The 19,135-nt window shown below is 64.2% G+C and carries 16 protein-coding genes; 6 read left to right on the top strand and 10 right to left on the bottom strand.

What is annotated here, in order from left to right; all coding sequences use genetic code 11:
* Positions 1-14: 14 nt before the first annotated feature.
* The 3 genes from betB to betI are packed head-to-tail and all read right to left on the bottom strand — an operon-like array spanning position 15 to position 3,561.
* Complete coding sequence (gene betB / locus ACP156_RS15495; RefSeq protein ID WP_425052260.1) at positions 15-1,469, bottom strand: betaine-aldehyde dehydrogenase; 1,455 nt, start codon at positions 1,467-1,469, stop codon at positions 15-17.
* A 5-nt stretch (positions 1,470-1,474) separates the two neighbouring features.
* Positions 1,475-2,983, bottom strand: a complete 1,509-nt coding sequence (gene betC, locus ACP156_RS15490; RefSeq protein WP_425052259.1) for a choline-sulfatase — start codon at positions 2,981-2,983, stop codon at positions 1,475-1,477.
* The gene (gene betI, locus ACP156_RS15485; RefSeq protein ID WP_425052258.1) at positions 2,980-3,561 is read right to left on the bottom strand and encodes a choline-binding transcriptional repressor BetI; all 582 of its coding nucleotides are present in this window, start codon (positions 3,559-3,561) and stop codon (positions 2,980-2,982) included. Before betI ends, betC begins: the two co-directional genes overlap by 4 nt.
* A gap of 87 nt (positions 3,562-3,648) precedes the next feature.
* Between betI and ACP156_RS15480 the strand changes: the two genes are divergently transcribed.
* Positions 3,649-4,578: a choline ABC transporter substrate-binding protein gene (locus ACP156_RS15480; RefSeq protein ID WP_425052257.1), complete on the top strand. Its 930-nt coding sequence runs from the start codon at positions 3,649-3,651 to the stop codon at positions 4,576-4,578.
* Positions 4,579-4,692: 114 nt separating this feature from the next.
* On the opposite strand, the gene ACP156_RS15475 is transcribed toward ACP156_RS15480, so the two are convergent.
* Positions 4,693-5,490 carry an MBL fold metallo-hydrolase gene (locus tag ACP156_RS15475; protein WP_425052256.1) on the bottom strand — a complete coding sequence of 266 codons (798 nt, stop codon included), beginning with the start codon at positions 5,488-5,490 and terminating at the stop codon, positions 4,693-4,695.
* Between the two features lie 110 nt (positions 5,491-5,600).
* Here ACP156_RS15475 and choW point away from each other — a divergent pair, with 110 nt between their 5' ends.
* The gene (gene choW / locus ACP156_RS15470; protein WP_425052255.1) at positions 5,601-6,437 is read left to right on the top strand and encodes a choline ABC transporter permease subunit; all 837 of its coding nucleotides are present in this window, start codon (positions 5,601-5,603) and stop codon (positions 6,435-6,437) included.
* A complete protein-coding gene (gene choV, locus ACP156_RS15465) occupies positions 6,434-7,459 on the top strand; it encodes a choline ABC transporter ATP-binding protein (protein ID WP_425052254.1) in 1,026 nt (341 codons plus the stop codon). The genes choW and choV overlap by 4 nt, the downstream gene beginning before the upstream one ends.
* Positions 7,460-7,543: 84 nt before the next feature.
* Here choV and ACP156_RS15460 read toward each other — a convergent pair whose 3' ends face one another.
* The 5 genes from ACP156_RS15460 to ACP156_RS15440 form a co-directional block, all read right to left on the bottom strand.
* The gene (locus ACP156_RS15460; protein WP_425052253.1) at positions 7,544-8,569 is read right to left on the bottom strand and encodes a Hint domain-containing protein; all 1,026 of its coding nucleotides are present in this window, start codon (positions 8,567-8,569) and stop codon (positions 7,544-7,546) included.
* Positions 8,570-8,790: 221 nt separating this feature from the next.
* Positions 8,791-9,828 (bottom strand): Hint domain-containing protein, encoded by a 1,038-nt coding sequence (locus ACP156_RS15455; RefSeq protein WP_425052252.1) that lies wholly within the window; start codon positions 9,826-9,828, stop codon positions 8,791-8,793.
* Between the two features lie 180 nt (positions 9,829-10,008).
* Complete coding sequence (locus tag ACP156_RS15450) at positions 10,009-11,016, bottom strand: Hint domain-containing protein (protein ID WP_425052251.1); 1,008 nt, start codon at positions 11,014-11,016, stop codon at positions 10,009-10,011.
* A gap of 296 nt (positions 11,017-11,312) precedes the next feature.
* On the bottom strand, positions 11,313-12,509 hold the full coding sequence (locus tag ACP156_RS15445) for a DUF1036 domain-containing protein (RefSeq protein ID WP_425052250.1): 1,197 nt from the start codon (positions 12,507-12,509) through the stop codon (positions 11,313-11,315).
* Positions 12,510-12,513: 4 nt separating this feature from the next.
* The gene (locus ACP156_RS15440; protein ID WP_425052249.1) at positions 12,514-14,094 is read right to left on the bottom strand and encodes a DUF1036 domain-containing protein; all 1,581 of its coding nucleotides are present in this window, start codon (positions 14,092-14,094) and stop codon (positions 12,514-12,516) included.
* A gap of 258 nt (positions 14,095-14,352) precedes the next feature.
* On the opposite strand from ACP156_RS15440, the gene ACP156_RS15435 reads away from it, so the two are divergent.
* The 3 genes from ACP156_RS15435 to truA all read left to right on the top strand — a co-directional run bounded on the left by ACP156_RS15435 (position 14,353) and on the right by truA (position 15,921).
* Positions 14,353-14,547, top strand: coding sequence for a Flp family type IVb pilin (locus ACP156_RS15435; protein WP_425052248.1), 195 nt, complete (start codon positions 14,353-14,355; stop codon positions 14,545-14,547).
* Positions 14,548-14,822: 275 nt separating this feature from the next.
* A complete protein-coding gene (locus tag ACP156_RS15430) occupies positions 14,823-15,017 on the top strand; it encodes a Flp family type IVb pilin (protein WP_275632351.1) in 195 nt (64 codons plus the stop codon).
* A 142-nt stretch (positions 15,018-15,159) separates the two neighbouring features.
* A complete protein-coding gene (gene truA / locus ACP156_RS15425) occupies positions 15,160-15,921 on the top strand; it encodes a tRNA pseudouridine(38-40) synthase TruA (protein WP_425052247.1) in 762 nt (253 codons plus the stop codon).
* A 16-nt stretch (positions 15,922-15,937) separates the two neighbouring features.
* On the opposite strand, the gene ACP156_RS15420 is transcribed toward truA, so the two are convergent.
* Positions 15,938-19,009 (bottom strand): FG-GAP-like repeat-containing protein, encoded by a 3,072-nt coding sequence (locus ACP156_RS15420; RefSeq protein WP_425052246.1) that lies wholly within the window; start codon positions 19,007-19,009, stop codon positions 15,938-15,940.
* Positions 19,010-19,135 lie beyond the last annotated feature (126 nt).

Genomic DNA, 19,135 nt, shown 5'->3' with positions numbered 1-19,135 from the left:
CTTCCCCGATTGTCTTAATAAGGCGCATCCACGCCTCCCATTCCCACGTAGACGGTCTTCAATTGCGAGAAATGTTCAATCGCGCCGAGACCGTTCTCTCGCCCGATGCCGGACTGTTTCGATCCGCCGAAACCGATCTCGACCGGCGTCAGGTTGTAGGTGTTGATCCAGCAGGTGCCCGCCTCGAACGCCGCCGCGACGCGATGCGCGCGGGCGAGGTCGGCGGTGAACACGCCCGCCGCCAGCCCGAACGAGGTGGCGTTTGCGCGGGCAATGCCCTCGGCCTCGTCCTCGAAGGTGAGGACGCTGGCGACCGGGCCGAAGATCTCTTCGCGGGCAATCGACATGCCGTCGGCTACATCGGCGAAGACCGTGGGCTCGACGTACCAGCCGTCCCGTTGCACCCGCTTGCCGCCGGTGACCAGCGTCGCGCCCTCGGCGACGCCCGCCTCGATATGGCCAAGCACCTTCTGCAACTGCGCCTCGCTGACCAGCGGGCCGAAGTTCACCGCTTCGTCCAGCGGATCGCCCATGACAACGCCTTGCAGCCGCTCGGTCAGACGCTCAAGAAACGCCTCCTTGATGCCGGACTGCACGAACACGCGGGTGCCATTGGAACAGATCTGACCAGAGCTGTAGAAGTTCCCGAGGATCGCGCCCCCGACCGCCGCATCTATGTCGGCGTCGTCGAACACCAGCATCGGAGACTTGCCGCCAAGCTCCATGGTGACATGGCGCATCCCTTCCGCCGCCGCGGCATAAACCTTGCGTCCGGTAGGGACCGAGCCGGTCAGCGAGACCTTGGCCACGCGTGGGTCGGTGATCAGTGCGGCCCCGACGTCGCCCCTGCCCTGCACCACGTTGAAGACGCCTGCCGGCGCACCGGCCTCTGTCAGGATCTCGGCCAGTTTCAGCGCGCAAAGCGGCGTTTCTTCCGACGGCTTGAACACCATGGTGTTGCCGCAAGCCAGCGCGGGCGCGGCCTTCCATGCGGCGATCTGAGTGGGATAGTTCCATGCGCCGATGCCAACGCAGACGCCCAGCGGTTCGCGGATCGTGTAGGCCCAGTCGGACCCCAACTGCACGTGCTCGCCCCGCACCGCCGCCGCGATACCGCCGAACCATTCCAGCGCATCGGCGGCAGAGGCCGCGTCGGCCACCAGCGTTTCCTGCAACGGCTTGCCGGTGTCGATGGTCTCGATCTCGGACAGTTCGCGGTTCCGCTCGCGTAGCAGGTCGGCGGCCCGGCGCAGCACGCGGCCGCGTTCGACTCCCGGCAGCGCAGCCCACTCGCGGCGGGCGGCTTCGGCGGCGGCCAGCGCCTGCTCGACGATGGCAGGCGTCGCGGCGTGCAAACGGGCGACCTTCTCGCCCGTCGCGGCATAGGTCACATCGATCGCGGCGCCGGCCGTGTCGTCGGCATAGGCGCCGCCGACATAGTGGCTGGCCTTGGGCTGTACGTTTCTCATTTGTCTTACTCCCCGCGCGGAAAGCGCTTCGATTCTTCCAGCACGTTCAGGTCCATGTGATTGCGCATGTACCGCTCGGACGCGTCGCGCAAAGGCTGATAGTCCCAGGGGTAGTACCCGCCCTGACGGAGCGCCTCGTAGACCACCCAACGGCGCGCCTGACTGGCGCGGACATCGGCATCGAACTTGTCCAGATCCCACATTTCCAACGCCTCTTTCTTCAGAAGCGTCAGGGTTTCTTGATGATCTGCGGACTCCGCGAGGTTTTCCTGTTCGCTCGGATCGGCCTCGAGATCGAACAGCTGGTCGGGGTCCAGCGTGCAGAGGTTCAGCTTCCACCGCCCTTTGCGCAGGCAGACCATCGGCGCTTCGGTGCCCTCGGCCGCGTACTCGATCTTCACCGGCGCATCCCGCCCCTCACCGCGCGCGGCGGGCAGCAGGCTTTCGCCATCGGTCCACGGCATCACCTCGTCCATCGCCACCCCGGCGAGGTCGCACAGGGTCGGACAGACATCCATCGTAGAAACCGGCGATTCGACCAGACCGGGTTCCAGCCCCGGCGCAGAGATCATCAGCGGCACGCGGGACGAGCCGTCGTAGAAGCTCATCTTGAACCACAGCCCCCGCTCACCCAGCATGTCCCCGTGGTCAGAGACGAAGACGACGATCGCCTCTTGCCGGGTATCTTCCAGCACCTGCAGGATCTGGCCGATCTTGTCGTCGAGATAAGAGATGTTGGCGAAATAGGCCCGGCGCGAACGTTCGATGTCGGTCTTGGTGATATCGAAGTTGCGCCAGTCGTTCGCGTCGAACAGCCGCTTGGAATGCTTGTCCTGCTGATCGTAGGGGATCGCGGGCAATTCGGGCTGCAGGTGGTCGCAGTCCTCGTACAGGTCCCAGTACTTCCGCCGCGCGACGTAGGGATCGTGCGGGTGGGTGAAGCTGGCGGTCAGACACCACGGACGCTTGTCCCCGCCGCGCGAGGCGTCGTACAGCCACGACATCGCCTGATAGGCGACGTCGTCATCGTACTCCATCTGGTTGGTGATCTCGGCCACGCCCGCGCCGGTGACCGAGCCCATGTTGTGATACCACCAGTCGATCCGTTCGCCCGGTTTGCGATAGTCCGGGGTCCAGCCGAAATCGGCGGGGTAAATGTCGGTGGTCAGCCGCTCTTCGAACCCGTGCAATTGGTCCGGCCCGACGAAATGCATCTTCCCCGACAGGCATGTGCGATAGCCCGCGCGGCGCAGATGGTGGGCATAGGTCGGAATGTCCGACCGGAACTCGGCGGCGTTGTCATAGACGCCGGTACGGCTGGGAAGTTGCCCCGACATGAACGACGCCCGGCCCGGCGCGCACAGGGGCGAACCCGTGTAGCTGTTGGCGAATCGCACCGACCGATCGGCCAGCTTGCGCAGGTTCGGCGCATGCAGCCACTCGGCAGGGCCGTCCGGGAACAGGGTCCCGTTCAGCTGGTCCACCATCAGGATAAGGATATTCGGGCCGCTCATGTTACCTCCGCGATCACCAGGTCCAATAGGCGCAAGACCCGCCCGGCGGCGTCCTCGGGGGCCGAGTGGCCGGGGTTCAGGGCGGCGCGGATATAGAGCCCGTCGATCAGCGCGGCCACCGTCTCGGCCGCCACATGCGCCCGGTCGCCCACAAGGGGGCGAAGGTCGTGAACAAGGTTCGACCGAAGCCGCCGCTGGTAGACGGTCAGCAGCCGCTGGGCCCGGGGCGAAGATTGCGCCGCCACGTAGAAATTCAGCCAAGCGCTGACCACGTGGCCGGAAAACTGGCCGGATTCGAAGCTCGCGCGCACCACGGCGTCCAACCGCTCGCGCGGGGTGACGGCCTTGGTCAGGCGCGACTGCACCGCCATGCCGTATTGCGTCAGGATGTGGCGCATCGCGGCAAGGAACAGGTCATCCTTGCCTCCGAAGTAGTGGTGCGCCAGCGCGGAACTGACGCCCGCGCGGCGCGCGATCCGGCTTACGGTCACGTCCAAAGTACCCGCCGCGCCGATCTCGTCGATCGTCGCTTTGACCAGCGCGGCCCGCCTGATAGGCTCCATCCCGAGTTTCGGCATCCCGGCATCTCCGAAAAAAAGGTCTTGCCGAGCGAAGCTGAAGGAAGATTATTGACTCGTCAATCAATGAAAACCGGGGAGCTCACAATGACCATCAAAACCGCCCTGTCCGCACTGGCCCTTGCAGCCGCTGCCGGACCCGCCTTCGCCAACTGCGAAAGCGTCACTTTTTCGGATGTCGGCTGGACCGACATCACCGCGACCACCGCGGCCACCACGGTGATCCTTGACGCGCTCGGGTACGAGACCGACGTGAAGGTGCTGTCGGTGCCGGTCACCTACACCTCACTGGCCGCCGGTGACGTGGACGTGTTCCTTGGCAACTGGATGCCGACGATGGAGGCAGACATCGCCCCCTACCGCGATGCGGGAACCGTCGACACCGTGCGCGCCAACCTCGAGGGCGCCAAGTACACGCTGGCCGTGAACAAGGCCGCGGCCGATCTTGGCATCACCGACTTCGCCGAGATCGCCAACTTCGTCGATGAACTGGACGGCAAGATCTACGGCATCGAACCCGGCAACGACGGCAACCGCCTGATCCAGTCGATGATCGACGAGAACGCCTTTGGTCTCGACGCGTTCGAGGTCGCGGAAAGCTCGGAACAGGGCATGCTGGCGCAGGTCGAACGTGCCACCCGCCGCGAAGAGCCGATCGTGTTCCTTGGCTGGGAACCGCACCCGATGAACGCCAACTTCGAGATGTCCTACCTGACCGGCGGCGATGACTATTTCGGCCCGAACCTTGGCGGCGCCACGGTCTACACGAACACCTCGGCAGGCTTCGTCGAGGAATGCCCGAACGTCGGCAAGTTTCTGGAAAACCTCGAGTTCTCGCTAGCGATGGAGAACGAGATCATGGGCGCGATCCTGAACGACGGCGAGGATGCGGAAGATGCGGCGGCTGCTTGGCTGAAAGCCAATCCCGAGCCGCTGGACGCATGGCTTGACGGCGTGACCACGCAGGATGGCGGTGACGCCATGGAAGCGGTGAAAACCAGCCTTGGCCTGATGTAAGGCCCCGCTTTGCTGCAATCCGTTATCGAGAACGCGGGGTGCAAGTCCCCCCGCGTGGATCGGGGCGCCAGAGGCGCCCCGAGACGTTCCGAACGACCAAAGTCCGTCGGCGGCTTAGCTCAACGCGCCGTTGTACCAGTCGTGCATCTTGACCTCGGTCTCGGCCCCGGCATCCGCGACCATCTGTGCGAAAGCCTCCGGGTCCTGCGTGCCGCCGTCCTGCCCGCGGTAGTGATAGGGATAAACGTAGGTCGGCGCGAACTCTGCCACGGCAGAGGCCGCCTGTTCGGCACCCATGGTGTAGGGCAGGTTCATGCAGACGAAAGCAAGGTCGATTCCGCTAAGCGCGCGCATTTCCGGCGTGCCTTCGGTATCGCCCGAGATGTAGATCGTCATGCCGTCGACCGACAGCACATAGCCGTTGTCGCGCCCCTCGGGGTGGAAGTTCATCCGTTCTTCGGTGGTGTTGTAGGCCGGGATCGCCTCGATCCCGACGCCCATCATCTCGGTCGACTCGCCGTTGGCGATGGACGAAGCGCGGGCTTTCAGGTCTTCCGGCAGCATGTCGAAAACCGCCGGGTTCGTCAGGATCGGCGCTTCGCCAGAGATCGCGGCCAACGTCTCGGCGTTGTAGTGGTCGCCGTGCTCGTGGGTGATCAGCACCATGTCGGGGGCCGGCATGTCGGCGTACATCGCCGGATCGCCGACCGTGTCGACATAGATCACACCCGCAGGCGTCTCGAGCACGACAGAGGCATGTTCCACCGGATGCACCACGACCTCGCCGCCGTCGGTCGGGAAGGTGTTGCCGCCGTGGGCGGCAGCGTGTGCGTCGAACGGCAGGATGGTAATCACGCCGGCGCCGGCGGCGGCACCGGCAGCACTCATAAGGAAGGTCCGTCTTGTCGTCATCGTGTCCTACTCCCTGTTGTTGGTGGTGGACAGGTAGGGCGAGTGCGCGGCCTGTCCCTTTCCAAGAAAGCGACCTCACGCCATGGTGAACCCGAGATGGGGGAAATGAAATGAACTGGCTGACCGAGTACAAGATACCCATCGGCGACTGGGCCGAGGCGCTGTTCGACTGGTTGCAGGCCGTCGGCGGCAACGTGTTCGACGCCATCGCGATCTGGATGGAAGACGTCGCGATCGAGTGGGTGCTGTACCTGCTTCAGACCCCTCCGCCCCTTTTGATCGTGGCGCTGTTCGTCGCCCTGACATGGGCGTTGCAGCGGAACTGGAAGGTCTGCCTGTTCGTGGGGCTGGGCTTTCTGTTCATCCTCAATCAGGGCTACTGGGAAGAGACGACTGAAAGCCTGACGCTGGTGCTGTTCGCCTGCGCGGTCTGCATGATCGTCGGCGTGCCCATCGGCATCGCGGCGGCGCACCGGCCAAGGCTCTATGCAGCCATGCGGCCCGTGCTGGACCTGATGCAGACGCTGCCGACCTTCGTCTATCTGATCCCCGCCATCGTGTTGTTCGGCATCGGCATGGTCCCCGGCCTTTTCGCGACGGTGATTTTCGTACTGCCCGCACCGATCCGCCTGACGCATCTGGGCGTGTCGTCGACACCGACGCATCTGCTGGAAGCCGCGAAAGCCTTCGGCGCGACGGGACGGCAGGTGCTGTGGAAGGTGGAACTGCCCTATGCCTTTCCGCAGATCATGGCCGGGCTGAACCAGACCATCATGCTGTCGCTGTCGATGGTCGTCATCGCGGCTTTGGTCGGCGCCGACGGTCTTGGCGTACCGGTGGTGCGCGCCTTGAACCAGGTGAACACGTCGCTTGGCTTCGAGAGCGGCTTTATCATCGTGGTCGTGGCCATCATGCTTGACCGTATTCTTCGGGTGGACCGCAAATGAGCGCCGTGATTTTCGACAACGTCTCGATCGTGTTCGGCGACAACCCGGCCGACGCCCTCCCCTTGATGGATCAGGGCCAGACCCGGCCCGAGATCCAGGACGCGACCGGGCAGGTTCTGGGCGTTCACGATTGCTCGCTTGAAGTGGCCGAGGGCGAAATCCTCGTGCTGATGGGGCTGTCCGGCTCTGGCAAGTCGACGCTTCTGCGCGCGGTGAACGGGCTGAACCCGGTGGCTCGGGGCGAAGTTCGTGTGACTTACGGCGACCGCGAGGTCAGCGTGACCCACGCCGGGGCCAAGCTGCTGCGCGAGCTGCGGCTGAAGCAGATCTCGATGGTGTTTCAGGCTTTCGGACTGCTTCCATGGCGCACGGTTCGCGAGAACGTGGGTCTTGGGCTGGAACTGGGCGGCATGTCCCGCGCCGAACGCGAGGGGCAGGTCGAGCGCCAGCTGGAACTGGTCGGCCTGTCCGACTGGGCCGACCGCAAGGTCGGAGAGCTTTCGGGCGGCATGCAACAGCGCGTAGGCCTTGCCCGCGCCTTCGCCACCGAGGCGCCGGTGCTACTGATGGACGAGCCGTTCTCGGCACTCGATCCGCTGATCCGCACGCGGCTGCAGGACGAGTTGCTGGAACTTCAGGCCCGGCTGAAGCGGACGATCATCTTCGTGAGCCACGATCTTGACGAGGCGTTCAAGATCGGCAACCGGATCGCGATCATGGAAGGCGGGCGGATCGTCCAGTGCGGCACCCCGCAAGAGATCTTCACCAGCCCGGCGAATGACTATGTCGCCGACTTCGTCGCCCACATGAACCCGCTGGGTGTGCTGTGCGCCCGCGATGTGATGGTGCCGGCGCGCGAGGAACTGGAGGATCGCGTTCCGCCCGACACCGACATCCGCGAGGTCATGGCCCGCGTCGCGGCCAGCGGGCATCCCGTTGGCGTGACAGACCCGGACGGGCAGATCATCGGCCAGATCACCAGAGACTCGGTATTGTCAAAGCTTCTCGACCCGCGCGGCTAAGACACGCCGCACGGGCCCGAAAAAGGAAAACCGCCCTGCCGACGTCTCGGCAGGGCGGTTTTCTTTGTCTCTCGTTCGCTTGGATCAGGCGGCGGTGGCAGCCAGGAGGCGGCGCGAGGTAATCCGCGGCAGATCCATCTCCGGCACGATGCGCGGCATGCGGGTGTCCGCGTTGTCGAAAGCCATTTCCTGCGATTGTTCCAGATAGGTCTCGGCCGGCACGCCCTCTGCCAGGATCAGCTCGTGGGCGTCGGTCTCGACGTGGAAGTAGGTGAAGGGTTCCGACTGTTTGACCTGACGGATGGTGCTGCCGTTCACCAGGGCCGCCGCATCGACCAGTGCGCCGTCGACCGCAATGCCGTGCTTCGGGCTGACCAGCAGGTCGCGTTCCGGCAGGCCGTTGCCAAGCGCGCCGGCCGCGATGCGGACCGGGCTGACGTCAAGCGGCGCGTGCATCGCCGGATCGACAGTGCGCTGGCCGACCCAGCGGACGCGGGTCTCGCCCCCATCGGCGCGACGCAGCGTGTTGCCGGGTTTCAGGTCTTCGACGCTGGCGAAACCGTCGACCGTCGCGATGCGCGTGCCTTCAAGGTAGCAGACCATCGCGTTGACCGACATCTGCGTGAATGTCTGCGAGGTATCTGAACCCGTGGCGGACAAGGTGAAGACGATGCCGGTGAATTCCCCGACCGCCGTCAGCGTCGCCGTGCTGTTAGTGACCGTGCGGACGACAGTTCCGATCCCGTCGCGGCTGTCCGTGAAAGACACGCGAACCATGCCAGCTGCGGCATAGTCGAGCGCTCGGAGGGTGACGGGGTTCAAAGCCGTGCCCGACATAACGTTGTTCGCCGGGTTCGCCGTGCTTTCCAGGGTCAGGCGAACGACATCCGGGAACACGGTGTTGGAGGAGTCCGCAAAGAACAGCGCCGGCGGACCGAAACCGGTTTCGTCCTGGCCGAGCGTGAAGAAGAGGTTCCCCTCGCCGGATTCGAAGGTCAGGGTAAATTTGATACCATCCGCGATGTGTTCAGCCGGAGCATCGCCGGTCGTAAAGACCGTCGAATAACCTGGCTGCGTGGGATTGGTCGTTCGAAAATCGAAAACCGGCAATGCGTATCCTCCTGAGGTCTGATGCACTCATGTGGTGGTTGTCGAAAACTGCGCCACCAAATGCAGATACGTATGACTTAGCGTTAGGCAGTTAACCGGTTCAATTAAAAATTGATGCCGAATTGGAAATAATTGCCTTCGTAACGACCTGCTCCATAAGAAAAGGCCCGCTGCAATCCGTGCAGCGGGCCTTTAAGATTTGATCGACGCGACCTTCAGTGTCAGGCGGCGGTGGCCTCTGCAAGGCGGCGCGAGGTCACGCGCGGCAGGTCCATCTCCGGCACGATGCGCGACATCCGCGAGTCGGCGTTGTCGAAGGCAACATCCGAGCGTTGCTCGAGATAGGTCTCGGCGGCAACGCCTTCGGCCACGATCAGTTCGTGCGCGTCGGTTTCCACGTGGTAGTAGGCGAAGGGCTCGGTGCGCTTTTCGCGGCGGACGGTCGTGCCGTTCAGCAGCGCGCCCGCGTTGACCAGCTTGCCGTCCAGCGCGATGGCGTGCTCTGCCGAGACCAGAAGATCGCGTTCCGGCAGCCCCTGCCCCAGCGCACCTTTCGAGATGCGGACGGGCGAGACGCGGGCCGGATCGGAAACCGACGGATCGACCATGGTCTGGCCAAGCCAGCGGATCGCGACAGTGCGGCCGTCGGCGGTCAGGATCTCATCACCTTCGGCCAAATCCTCGACAGCGCGCTGGCCGGTCGGGGTCGCAATACGGGTTCCCTCGCAGAAACACTCGAGGCTGTTGACGAACAGCGAGTTCATCATCTGCGCGTTGTCGCTGCCGGATGTCAGGCTGGAGGTGAAGGTGATGCCGGTGAAGGTGCCCACGGCAGTCAGAAGCTGGTTGCCGGTATAGGTCGTGTAAGAGACGGTGCCGGTGCCGTTGATCGAATCCGTAAACGCGATATCGAAAGAGCCGTTCTTGTAGTTGGATGTCATCTGAAGCGCGACAGGGTTCAGCGCAGTCCCGGTGAAGGTCTTGTTGGCCGGGTTCGCCGTGCTTTCCAGTGTAAGACGAATGACGTCCGGAATGGTGTCCGGTGCGCTATCAAAGCCGATGGAGTCGGCGACATAGAAGGGGCCGGGGCCACCGAAGACGGGACCGCCCATATCAACGAAGATCTCACCCTGGTTGGCGGCGTTCGTGAACGACACGGTGAATTTCACGCCATCAGCGGTGTAGGTGAAATTGGATCCCGACGTGAATGCGGTGGAAAACGTCGGGGTCGCCGTCGTCTGGAAATCAAAAAGCGGCAATTTGGGACTCCTGTTCCTGCTATCCGCTCTCGCCCGTTCTGACGCGGGGGAACGTGTTTTTGTGTGAGTCAGGAATCCCGTTAAATGTTGTTGCGGTCAAGGAAAACTAACGCCGCAAACCGTGTTATCCCATGGAAATCCACCACAGGGCGCACTTGGACGCCCTGTGGTGTGGGTTTGTCAGGCGGCCCGTGCGGCCATGAGACGCCGCGACGTCACACGCGGCAGGTCCATTTCCGGCACGATACGCGACAGGCGGGTGCCGGCGTTGTCAAAGGCAATGTCGGACCGCTGTTCCAGATAGGTCTCGACCGCCACGCCTTCGGCCAGAATCAGCTCGTGGGCGTCGGTCTCGACGTGGAAGTAGGCGAAGGGCTCGGTGCGCTTTTCACGGCGGATGGTGGTGCCGTTCAGCAGCGCGCCCGCGTTGACCAGCTTGCCGTCCAGCGCGATGGCGTGCTCTGCCGAGACCAGCAGATCGCGTTCCGGCAGCCCCTGCCCCAGCGCACCCTTCGCAATGCGCACCGGCGAAACCAGCGCCGGGTTGGCAAGCGACGGCTCGACAACGGTCTGGCCAAGCCAGCGGATAGCGACGGTGCGGCCATCGGCGGTCAGGATCTCGTCGCCTGCCGAAAGCGCCTCGACCGCGCGTGCGCCGGAGGGCGTGGCGATGAGGGTACCCTCGCAGAAGCATTCGAGGCTGTTCATCGACACCGACAGGATGGTTGCGGCAGTGTCGGCTGCCGACGAGGTGAAGACGATGCCCGTGAAGGAGCCGACAGCGGTCACCAGTTCGTTCGGGGTCACCGTGCTGTCGACGACCGTGGCCGTGCCGTTGATCGAGTCGGTGAAGCTGACCTTGAAGCTACCGCGCTCGGCCCAGTCGTCCATTTGTACGGCGACGGGGTTCAGAGCGGTGCCGACCATCAGGTTGTTGCCGGGGTTCGCGGTGCTTTGCAAGGTCAGGCGGAAGATATCCGGGCCGTTGCCAGAGTTGGCAAGGTAAAGGTGCGGCGTTGCGCTGTCCGTTCTATCACCGCCCATTGCCACCCAGAACTGGTCATCGGGCGAGGTAATGGAAATCGTGAACTGGATCCCGTCAGCGGTGTGGGTGACGCTGGTATCACTATTGCTGCCCGAGGCAGTGGTCACACTCACGCCGGTTTCGAAGAAATCAAAGGTAGGCAATTCGCTCTCTCCTGGTCAGAGGCAGGCGAGATGCTGGATACCGATAGACAAGGCCGCGCACCAAGCCCGACCGCGCGCAAATCCACGCAGCAGAACAAGCCGGACGGCGCGTTGTCACGCCGCCACTCAGCCACTCCCGATACCGTTAACTCACCCTGGATTGGACTACGGGATCGGCACGGGCCGCTCCACGAGAACTACGTATCTCTATCTCCGCGAATCCGTCAACATGTTGTTCGCGCCACATGAAAGCGCCGCACATGTCGTGGAATCGTGCGACCGGGATGCCACAGTTGTCAGCGCAGTTTGCGATAGCTTGTGGTCCGCCCCCGCCGCACGTCCGTCAGGTCCAGTCGCCCGGGTTCTGCGCGGTCGATGCTGTAGCAGGTGCGCCTGTTGTTCTCGGCGTTGATCTGCACAAGGAACGGTCCCTCTCCGGTCGCGCCATCGCATTGCTTGGCGATCCGCATGAAACGGCTGCCAGAGTAATCGCCGTTCTGACGGAAGTGGATTTCGGAACCGTCGACCGTCATCTCCCAGCGCTGGTCGCTGCTGTCGATCCAGTCGCCCTGCAACGTGGCGCGCAGACGCGAGTCCGCATCCTCGCCGGGCCGAGGCTCTACCCCGCGGACGACGATGGCGGCGATGTTGCCGTGCGTCTCGACCATGTCGCCCTTCAGATAGACCGGCATGTTCACCGCCAGTTCCTCGAGCGCATACATCAGCGCTTCGGGCGTCGGCCCGCGATAGAAGACACGCATCTTCCAGTCGCCGGCGTGGAACGAACACATCTCGCGGCCCTCGGCCAACTCGCAGCCCTGAAACAACGCAAGCGTCTCGAAGCCCTTGCCGTGGTTGCCGGCGGGGATGTCGGTTGTCAGATCCTCCGGCGACACGGTCATCGGCACGTCCTCGGGGACGATCGTGGTGTCCTGCACCGTCTCGGTGACCGGAGCGCCGCCTCCGGGCCCGCCGGGACCGGATGAACTGTCGTTGACGCCCTCGTTCACCTCGGCGGTGGGCGGGGCGCTTTCATCCTCGATCTTCGGCGCGATCTTGTCGGTGCTGGTCGGGTTGCCGCCAGAGTTCACCAGCGTCAGCGTAAAGTCGCGCGCCCGCTCGCCAGTGTCGATCTCGCGCATCGAAAGGGTCTCATAGCCCCGCTGTTCGCAGTCTGTGTCGCCTTCGATGGTGAAGATCTCGTTCGAGGCGCAGAATTGATAATCCTGCCCCTCGAAGTCGTCGTTCGCGGACTCGGCATAGTAATAATAGTAGCGCCGGGTCAGCGCGCCTCCGAGCACGACGGCGCAATCGCCGGCCTCGATGTTCCACCACCCCTCGGACACCCAGTCGCTATCGCCCTTGAAGCCGATCGCGACGGTCTGCAACGCGTCGGTGTCGTTGCAGATCTCCAAAGACGCCTGCGCGCCGGTTGCGAGGGCGACCCACAGGCCGCCCGCGCTTAGAAGTGACAGAATGCGGGTTTGACGCATGGCATCAGCCCCCGCGCGAGCCGCCGCGCCGCGTGGGCGTCGGCTCGCCGTCTTCGACCGGGACCGTTGTGTCTTCTTCCGGCAGCGTGGTGTCCTCTTCCGGCGTGTCCTCTTCCGTGGTCTCCGGCGTGTCGAAGTCGAACTCGGGCGTGGTGTCCGTATCCGTTTCGGTCGTCATATCGGTTTCCGGCGCGGTGTCGGCGTCGGTCTCGGTCTCGACCGTTTCGTCCTCTTCGCCCGGCAGACCGAAATCGAAGCTCGGCTCTTCCGGCGTATCGGTCTCGACCGTGTCGACGTCAGGCGCCGTGTCGGTGTCGCCATCGGTCGCCGTCGGATCGCCCGGAACCTTGGGCTCGTCGGGGAATTCCACCCGGTCGTCGCCCGGAGGCGTGCCGTCCAGTTCCTCGGGATCCACCAGCGTCAGCGTGAAGGTGCCGGTCGTCCCGCCGGTGTCGACCTCGGCGAAATCCTCGCGGTCGTAGCCGCGCGCTTCGCACTCGGTATCGCCGACGATGACGAAGGCTTCCGGCGTGGTGCAGAAGAAGTAGTTCTCGCCATAGAAATCGCCGCCGTCGATCTCGGCGCGGTAGTAGATATACCGGCGGTTCACGCCATCCAGCGCCGGGACCATGCAGTCGCCGGGATCGATGTTCCACCAGCCTTCAGAGGTCCAGTCCTCGGCCCCTTCGTATCCGATGGTCACCGACTGCACGTCGCTGGTGTCGTTGCAGATCTCAAGACCGGCATCGCCCGACGGGGTGGTGTCGGGGGTGGTTTGCGGCGGCGGCGCCTCGCCATCCGCGGTGATGTACTCGACATGGCCGACCGCGGTCGGGCCGGTGTCGATCTCGGTGAAGCTCTCGGTGTCGTAGCCGCGCGCCTCGCAATCGGTATCGCCCTGAATGGTATAGACCTCGGGCGTGGTGCAGAACATATAGCCCTCGCCCTCGAAGGGGCCGCCATTCACCTCCGCGCGGTAGTAATAGTACCGCTGCTGAAGTTCACCGGCGAGCACCAGTGCGCAATCGTCCGGATCGACGTTCCACCAGCCCTCGGACAGGAAGCCGTCCTCGCCCTCGTAGCCGATCGAAACGGACTGAACCTCGGAGGTCGAGTTGCAGATGCTCAGCCCAAGCTCCGACGTGTCCGCAGAGGGCCCATCCTCTGACCGCGGCGCGGATTCGTCGCCGGTCAGGGTGAAAGTGAAATCGGTCGCCGTTTCGCCGGTGTCGATCTCGCGAAACGACTCGGTGTCGTAACCGCGGGATTCGCAGTTGGTGTCGCCCACGATCTCGAATTCATCGGGCGTGGTGCAGAAGTTGAACGTCCCGCCAGCGAATTCGCCGGCGTTCACCTCGGCCCGGTAATAGTAGTAGCGCTTGGTCAGGTTGCCCCCGACCACCGTCGCGCAATCGCCCGGATCGATGTTCCACCAGCCCTCGGACGTCCAGTCGCGGTCGCCGCTATAGCCGATGGCGACGCTTTGCACGTGCTCGGTCTCGTTGCAGAACTTCAGCGCGGCCTGCGCCTGTCCCGCGGCAAGAATGAACGAACCGGCCACAATGAACTGCTTCAAATAGGTCAAGCCACCCTCCGATACTGGCATTATTTTAAGCACATTAATCGGCCCGGTCGGCTTTGGTAAAGAACGCAAAACGCGACTTTTTTCCAACAGGGCGTCTGGCCCCGCCCCGCCGCGTAGTTTCCCTGAAATCAGCCGCAGCGCGCCGCAATCCCGCCTAGTTGCATGGTTAACCATACTCATGCCGCGGCTGAAAGGCCCCCCGAGAGGCCGCGACATGCTCGGATAGAGTGTTCCAATTTTTTGAGAGAGAACCTGACCATGAAACTGATCAACCTGATCAACCGCTTCCGCGCCGACGAAGACGGCGCCGTGACCGTCGACTGGGTCGTGCTGACCGCTGCCATCGTCGGCCTCGGCATTGCCGTTCTGACCACCGTTGGTGGCGCCACCGACGACTACGGCCAGACCATCGGCTCGCACCTGTCGTCGCAGGGCATCAAGACCACCTACTGATCGGCGGTCTTCACCTACGAAAGGGCCGTGTCCTCTGGGGCGCGGCCTTTTTGCTTGCTTGACGTATGGGCAATCCACCCCTGTACGGGCGGATCAGCCAGAGGCCGGAAACAGAACGGCGAATTGCTATGAATTCGTACCGCTCTGAACCAATTCCTGCCCGATTCCGGCGTCAAAACCATCCTCAGTGAGCGGGAAGAAAGTCCCGCGAGCAAAAGGGCAATACAAACACCTGCTGCTGCTGCTTGCGGGCAGGATTGATGGAGAGAGAGACCATGAAACTGTTCAACCTGATCAACCGCTTCCGTGCTGACGAAGATGGCGCCGTGACCGTCGACTGGGTCGTGCTGACCGCTGCCATCGTTGGCCTCGGCATCGCCGTTCTGACCACCGTTGGTGGCGCCACCGACGACTACGGCCAAACCATCGGCTCGCACCTGTCGTCGCAGGGCATCAAGACCACCTACTAAGGTCTTGCACCGCGCAGGCGGCGCTTGCGCCGCACACGCGTGAAGAAATCAGCCCCGGGCCTCTGGCGCCGGGGCTTTTTCGTGCCTGACGTTCCCGCCTGCCCGATTGCGCGGCCCCGCGCGGCGCGCTAAGCGGACGGCCATGCCCCGTTTCGCGCTGAAGATCGAGTATCACGGCGGCGCTTTTTCCGGCTGGCAGCGGCAGAAGGAGCATCCTTCCGTCCAGCAGGCCGTCGAAGAGGCGATCCGCCGCCTGGAACCGGACGCTCCAGGCATCGGCGCCGCAGGGCGGACCGATACCGGCGTGCATGCGACGGGACAGGTGGCGCACTGCGACATGGGCCGCAACTGGGACCCGTTCCGTCTGTCCGAGGCGATCAACTATCACCTGAAACCCGCGCTTGTCGCCGTGGTGGCGGCGGCGCGGGTGTCCGACGACTGGCACGCGCGGTTCTCGGCGGTCGAACGGCGGTACCTCTACCGCATGATTTGCCGCCGCGCGCCGCTGACCCATGACCGCGGACTGGCGTGGAAAGTGCCGAACGCGATGGACATCGACGCGATGCAGGCCGGGGCGGACCACCTGATTGGCCTGCACGACTTCACCACCTTCCGCGCGGCGGAATGTCAGGCCAAGAGCCCGGTCAAGACCGTGGACGAGCTGACCGTGACCGCCGAGGGCGACGAGGTGCAAATCCGCGTCCGCGCCCGATCTTTCCTGCACAACCAGGTGCGCAGCTTCGTCGGCACGCTGGAACGCGTCGGCGCCGGGTCCTGGGCGCCGGAGGACGTGAAAGCGGCGCTGGAGGCGAAGAACCGCGCCGCATGCGGCCCCGTCGCGCCGCCGGACGGGCTGTACCTGACCGGTGTCGGCTATCCCGAGGATCCGTTCGCAGACGCGTGACCCGTCTGTTGGCGGCCTACTGGACGGCGTGGCCCATCCGCTCGACAACATAACCGGCCCCGGCGGGCAGCGGCCCCTCGACCGTCGTGACCTCGCCGTCCGGCCAGCGCACCGAAAGCGCGGCAAGCGCGTCTGCGGAGCCCAGCCCGAAATGCGCGACGGGGGCATCGAACGACATGAAGCCGCCCCCCGAGGTGATCTCGCGCGTCATCCGGGTGCCGTCCGCAATTTCTGCCGTCAGCAGGGCGCCGATCCCATGGCTGTTCCCCTGCCCGTCCCGCAACGCAACGGTGACCGCGTGGCCATCCTGCGCATTGTTCCGGAACATCGCCACCGGCCCGTTCACCGGCTGCGTGACGATGTCGAGATCCCCGTCTCCGTCCATGTCGAAGGCCACGGCCGCCGCGGTCATCAGGTAATCTTCCAGCCCGAACGGCCCCGACGCCTCGGTAAAGGTGCCGTCCCCGTTGTTGCGGAAGTACAGGTTCGAGGGCGAGACCTCGTTCGGCACCCATGTTCCGTTGACGATGTAGACGTCCTGAAAGCCGTCGTTGTCGAAATCGCCGACTTTCACGTCCCACGACCAGCCGCCCACCTCCAGCCCTTCCGGACCGGCGGTGTCTTCATAGGCACCGCTCTCGCCCAGCGTCAGCAGTACGTTGGCCCGCATGATCTGCGGGACGGTGGTGTCGAAGACCGACTGCAACGGTGCCTCGGCGGGTTTGAAGTGCAGGTCGCAATACGCTTTCTCCTGCCGCCGTTCTGCGGGGATCAGGGCGCAAAGTGACGGGTCGCGGCGCTGGATTGCGAGGTCCTTGACCAGCATCGCCTTGCACTCGGCCTGAAGCTCTCCGTCCAGCGCCTGACAGTTCGAGGCATAGGTGGGATCGAAGCGGTTGCCCGACTTGTACCAGGCTTTGATCGCCATGTTCCGCTCGCACAGCGCCTTCGCGTCGGCGTTGGAAATGCCGTCGCAGTACAGGTCGAGGTCCTGCATCTTCAGGGTCGAGGACACGCCCGAGGACCGGCCCGCGATCTGCGCGAAATACAACTCGGGCACCCCGTCGTTGTGCAGGTCGGCGGTGCGGATCGCCATCGTGGTGTTCGTCGTGTGGGGCAACACGCCATCGGCCTTCGTCACCGGAGTGAAGCCGCCCGCACCGTCGCCGTAATACAGGTAGTCCGGCAGCTCGAAGTCGTTTCCGACCAGCAGGTCCGGCGCGCCGTCAAGGTTCACGTCCGACAGCAGGATCGTCAGCGTCTCACCCGGCAAGCCCGGAAGATCGGCATACTGCGAGCCGTCCATCACGCCGCCGTCGTTGAAGATTACCCGGTTGCGGGATTCCTCTCCCGGAATGCGCCGGTACCAGCCGGCCGCCCAGTTCCCCATCACCGCGTCAAGGTCGCCGTCCACGTCCACATCGCCGAAGGTCAGCGCCAGCGACAGCGGCGTCTCGGGGTTGTTTGTGACCGGCCGCGCCGCGTCGGTCAGAAAGCGGCCACCGTCGTTGCGGACCCAGAAGTTGCCGTCGAGGTACGTGGCAAGGAACAGGTCAAGCCAGCCGTCGTTGTCGATGTCCACCAGCGCCGCGTTGAACACGTCGAAACCCGCAAGCGGCGCGATGTCGTCATCCGAGCGCGTGAACGTCCCGCTGCCGTCGTTGAGGTAGATGTACAGCCCGGCCTCGGTCGAGGCGCTGACAAGATCAAGGTCGCCGTCGCCGTCGATATCTCCGGTAGACAGGCTGCGCCCTTCCCAGAACGGCGGCCACATGTCCTTCATCGAAAATTCCAGCGGCCGGTCGATCCCGGCGGTGTCGGCCTCGACGCGGGTGAAGGGAGCGTCCGCCGCCGAGGACGGTGCGGCGAAGGGGCTGGACGACACCCGGATTTCGCTGTCGCTTACGATGGCGAATCCCGTTTCCTGCGCTTCGGCGGCAGGCAGGATCATCCGCTCGACCGACAGCAGCATCTCCAGCGCGCGATCCGACTGCCAGTTGTGGTACCACTGCGACGCCGCGCCGCCGAGAATGCCCAGCGCGCAGATCGCGGCCAGCAGCAGGTTCGCCGCGCGGAACGAGATCGTCGACGAGATGATCAGCCAGGAATAAATCGAAGCGCTGCCCAGCGTGAACATCAGCGCAAAGACGTACCCCTGCGACAGCCCCGTGCTGAGAAGCGCGCCGGCCACCACCACGTCGAATGAAATCGGCACCGGAAGGAACGTGCCCACGATCGCCACCAGCACCAGGACACCCACCGAGAAGGTGGTGCCAAGAACAAGGTCCTGCGGCAGAAGCGTCCCGGCGATTGCGCCAAGGAAACCGGCCATCAGCATTAGCGGCACGGTCGTCTTCACGATGAACCAGAAATTGGCGGCAAAACTCTTCACGAACTCGATGAAGGCGGGGACGAAGCCCTCGCGCTGTTCGGCGGTATGCCCTTCGACCTGCCCCGGAACGTCGGGCGCGGGAACCCGTTGCAGTTGTTCGCCCGGTAGCATCCGGCAGATCAGCGGCACCGCCACGAGGATGACCAGAAGCGACAGGCCGATCTTCGCGGCGGCCATGTAGAACGGCAAAAGCGAGAAGGCCATGGTCAGGACGATAATGTTCAACGTGGGCGATGCGACCATCGCCGACAAAGCCGTCTCGGCGCGAACGCCGCTTGCGTACATGCCCTTGCCGATAGGCGCCGCGCAGTTGGCGCAGACACCAAGCGGTGCCCCGATCACGAGGCCAAGGAAGGAATTGGCGAACCCGCCCTCGAAGCTGCGCCTGCGCAGGTAGCCAAACAGCGTCAGGAAGGCCGAGGCGAACAGGATCCCGAAGGTCATGCCCTTCTTGTTGGTATTGATCCAGTTGAGGGTCGAAAAGAAGATCCGCTCGACGGTCGTCATCTCGGCGGTCAGGGGGAATTTCGCCTCGAAGCCCAGCGGGTCCTCCAACTGGATCGCGCCGGACATCATCGCCTTCTCGTTCAGCGCGGGATAGCGGGACTGGGTCCAGAACACGAAAGCGAGAATGGCGCACAGGAGGACGGCGAACAGCAGCCGCTTCTCGTTGGACTTGGCAACAAGCTGGTTCATCAATCCTCCCCGCGTTGCGGCGGCCAGTTGTTCCGGCGGGCATGGCCCGGCAACCACACGGCGCCGCGACGGCTTCGATCACGGATCCGTGTGCGCCGAAGACTACACCGAACGGCCGCGCATGCA

The sequence above is a fragment of the Psychromarinibacter sp. S121 genome (assembly GCF_049801035.1).
Classification (GTDB): Bacteria; Pseudomonadota; Alphaproteobacteria; order Rhodobacterales; family Rhodobacteraceae; genus Psychromarinibacter.
Note: the sequence above shows the minus strand (reverse complement) of the source record. Positions and strands in the feature narration are given on the sequence as shown.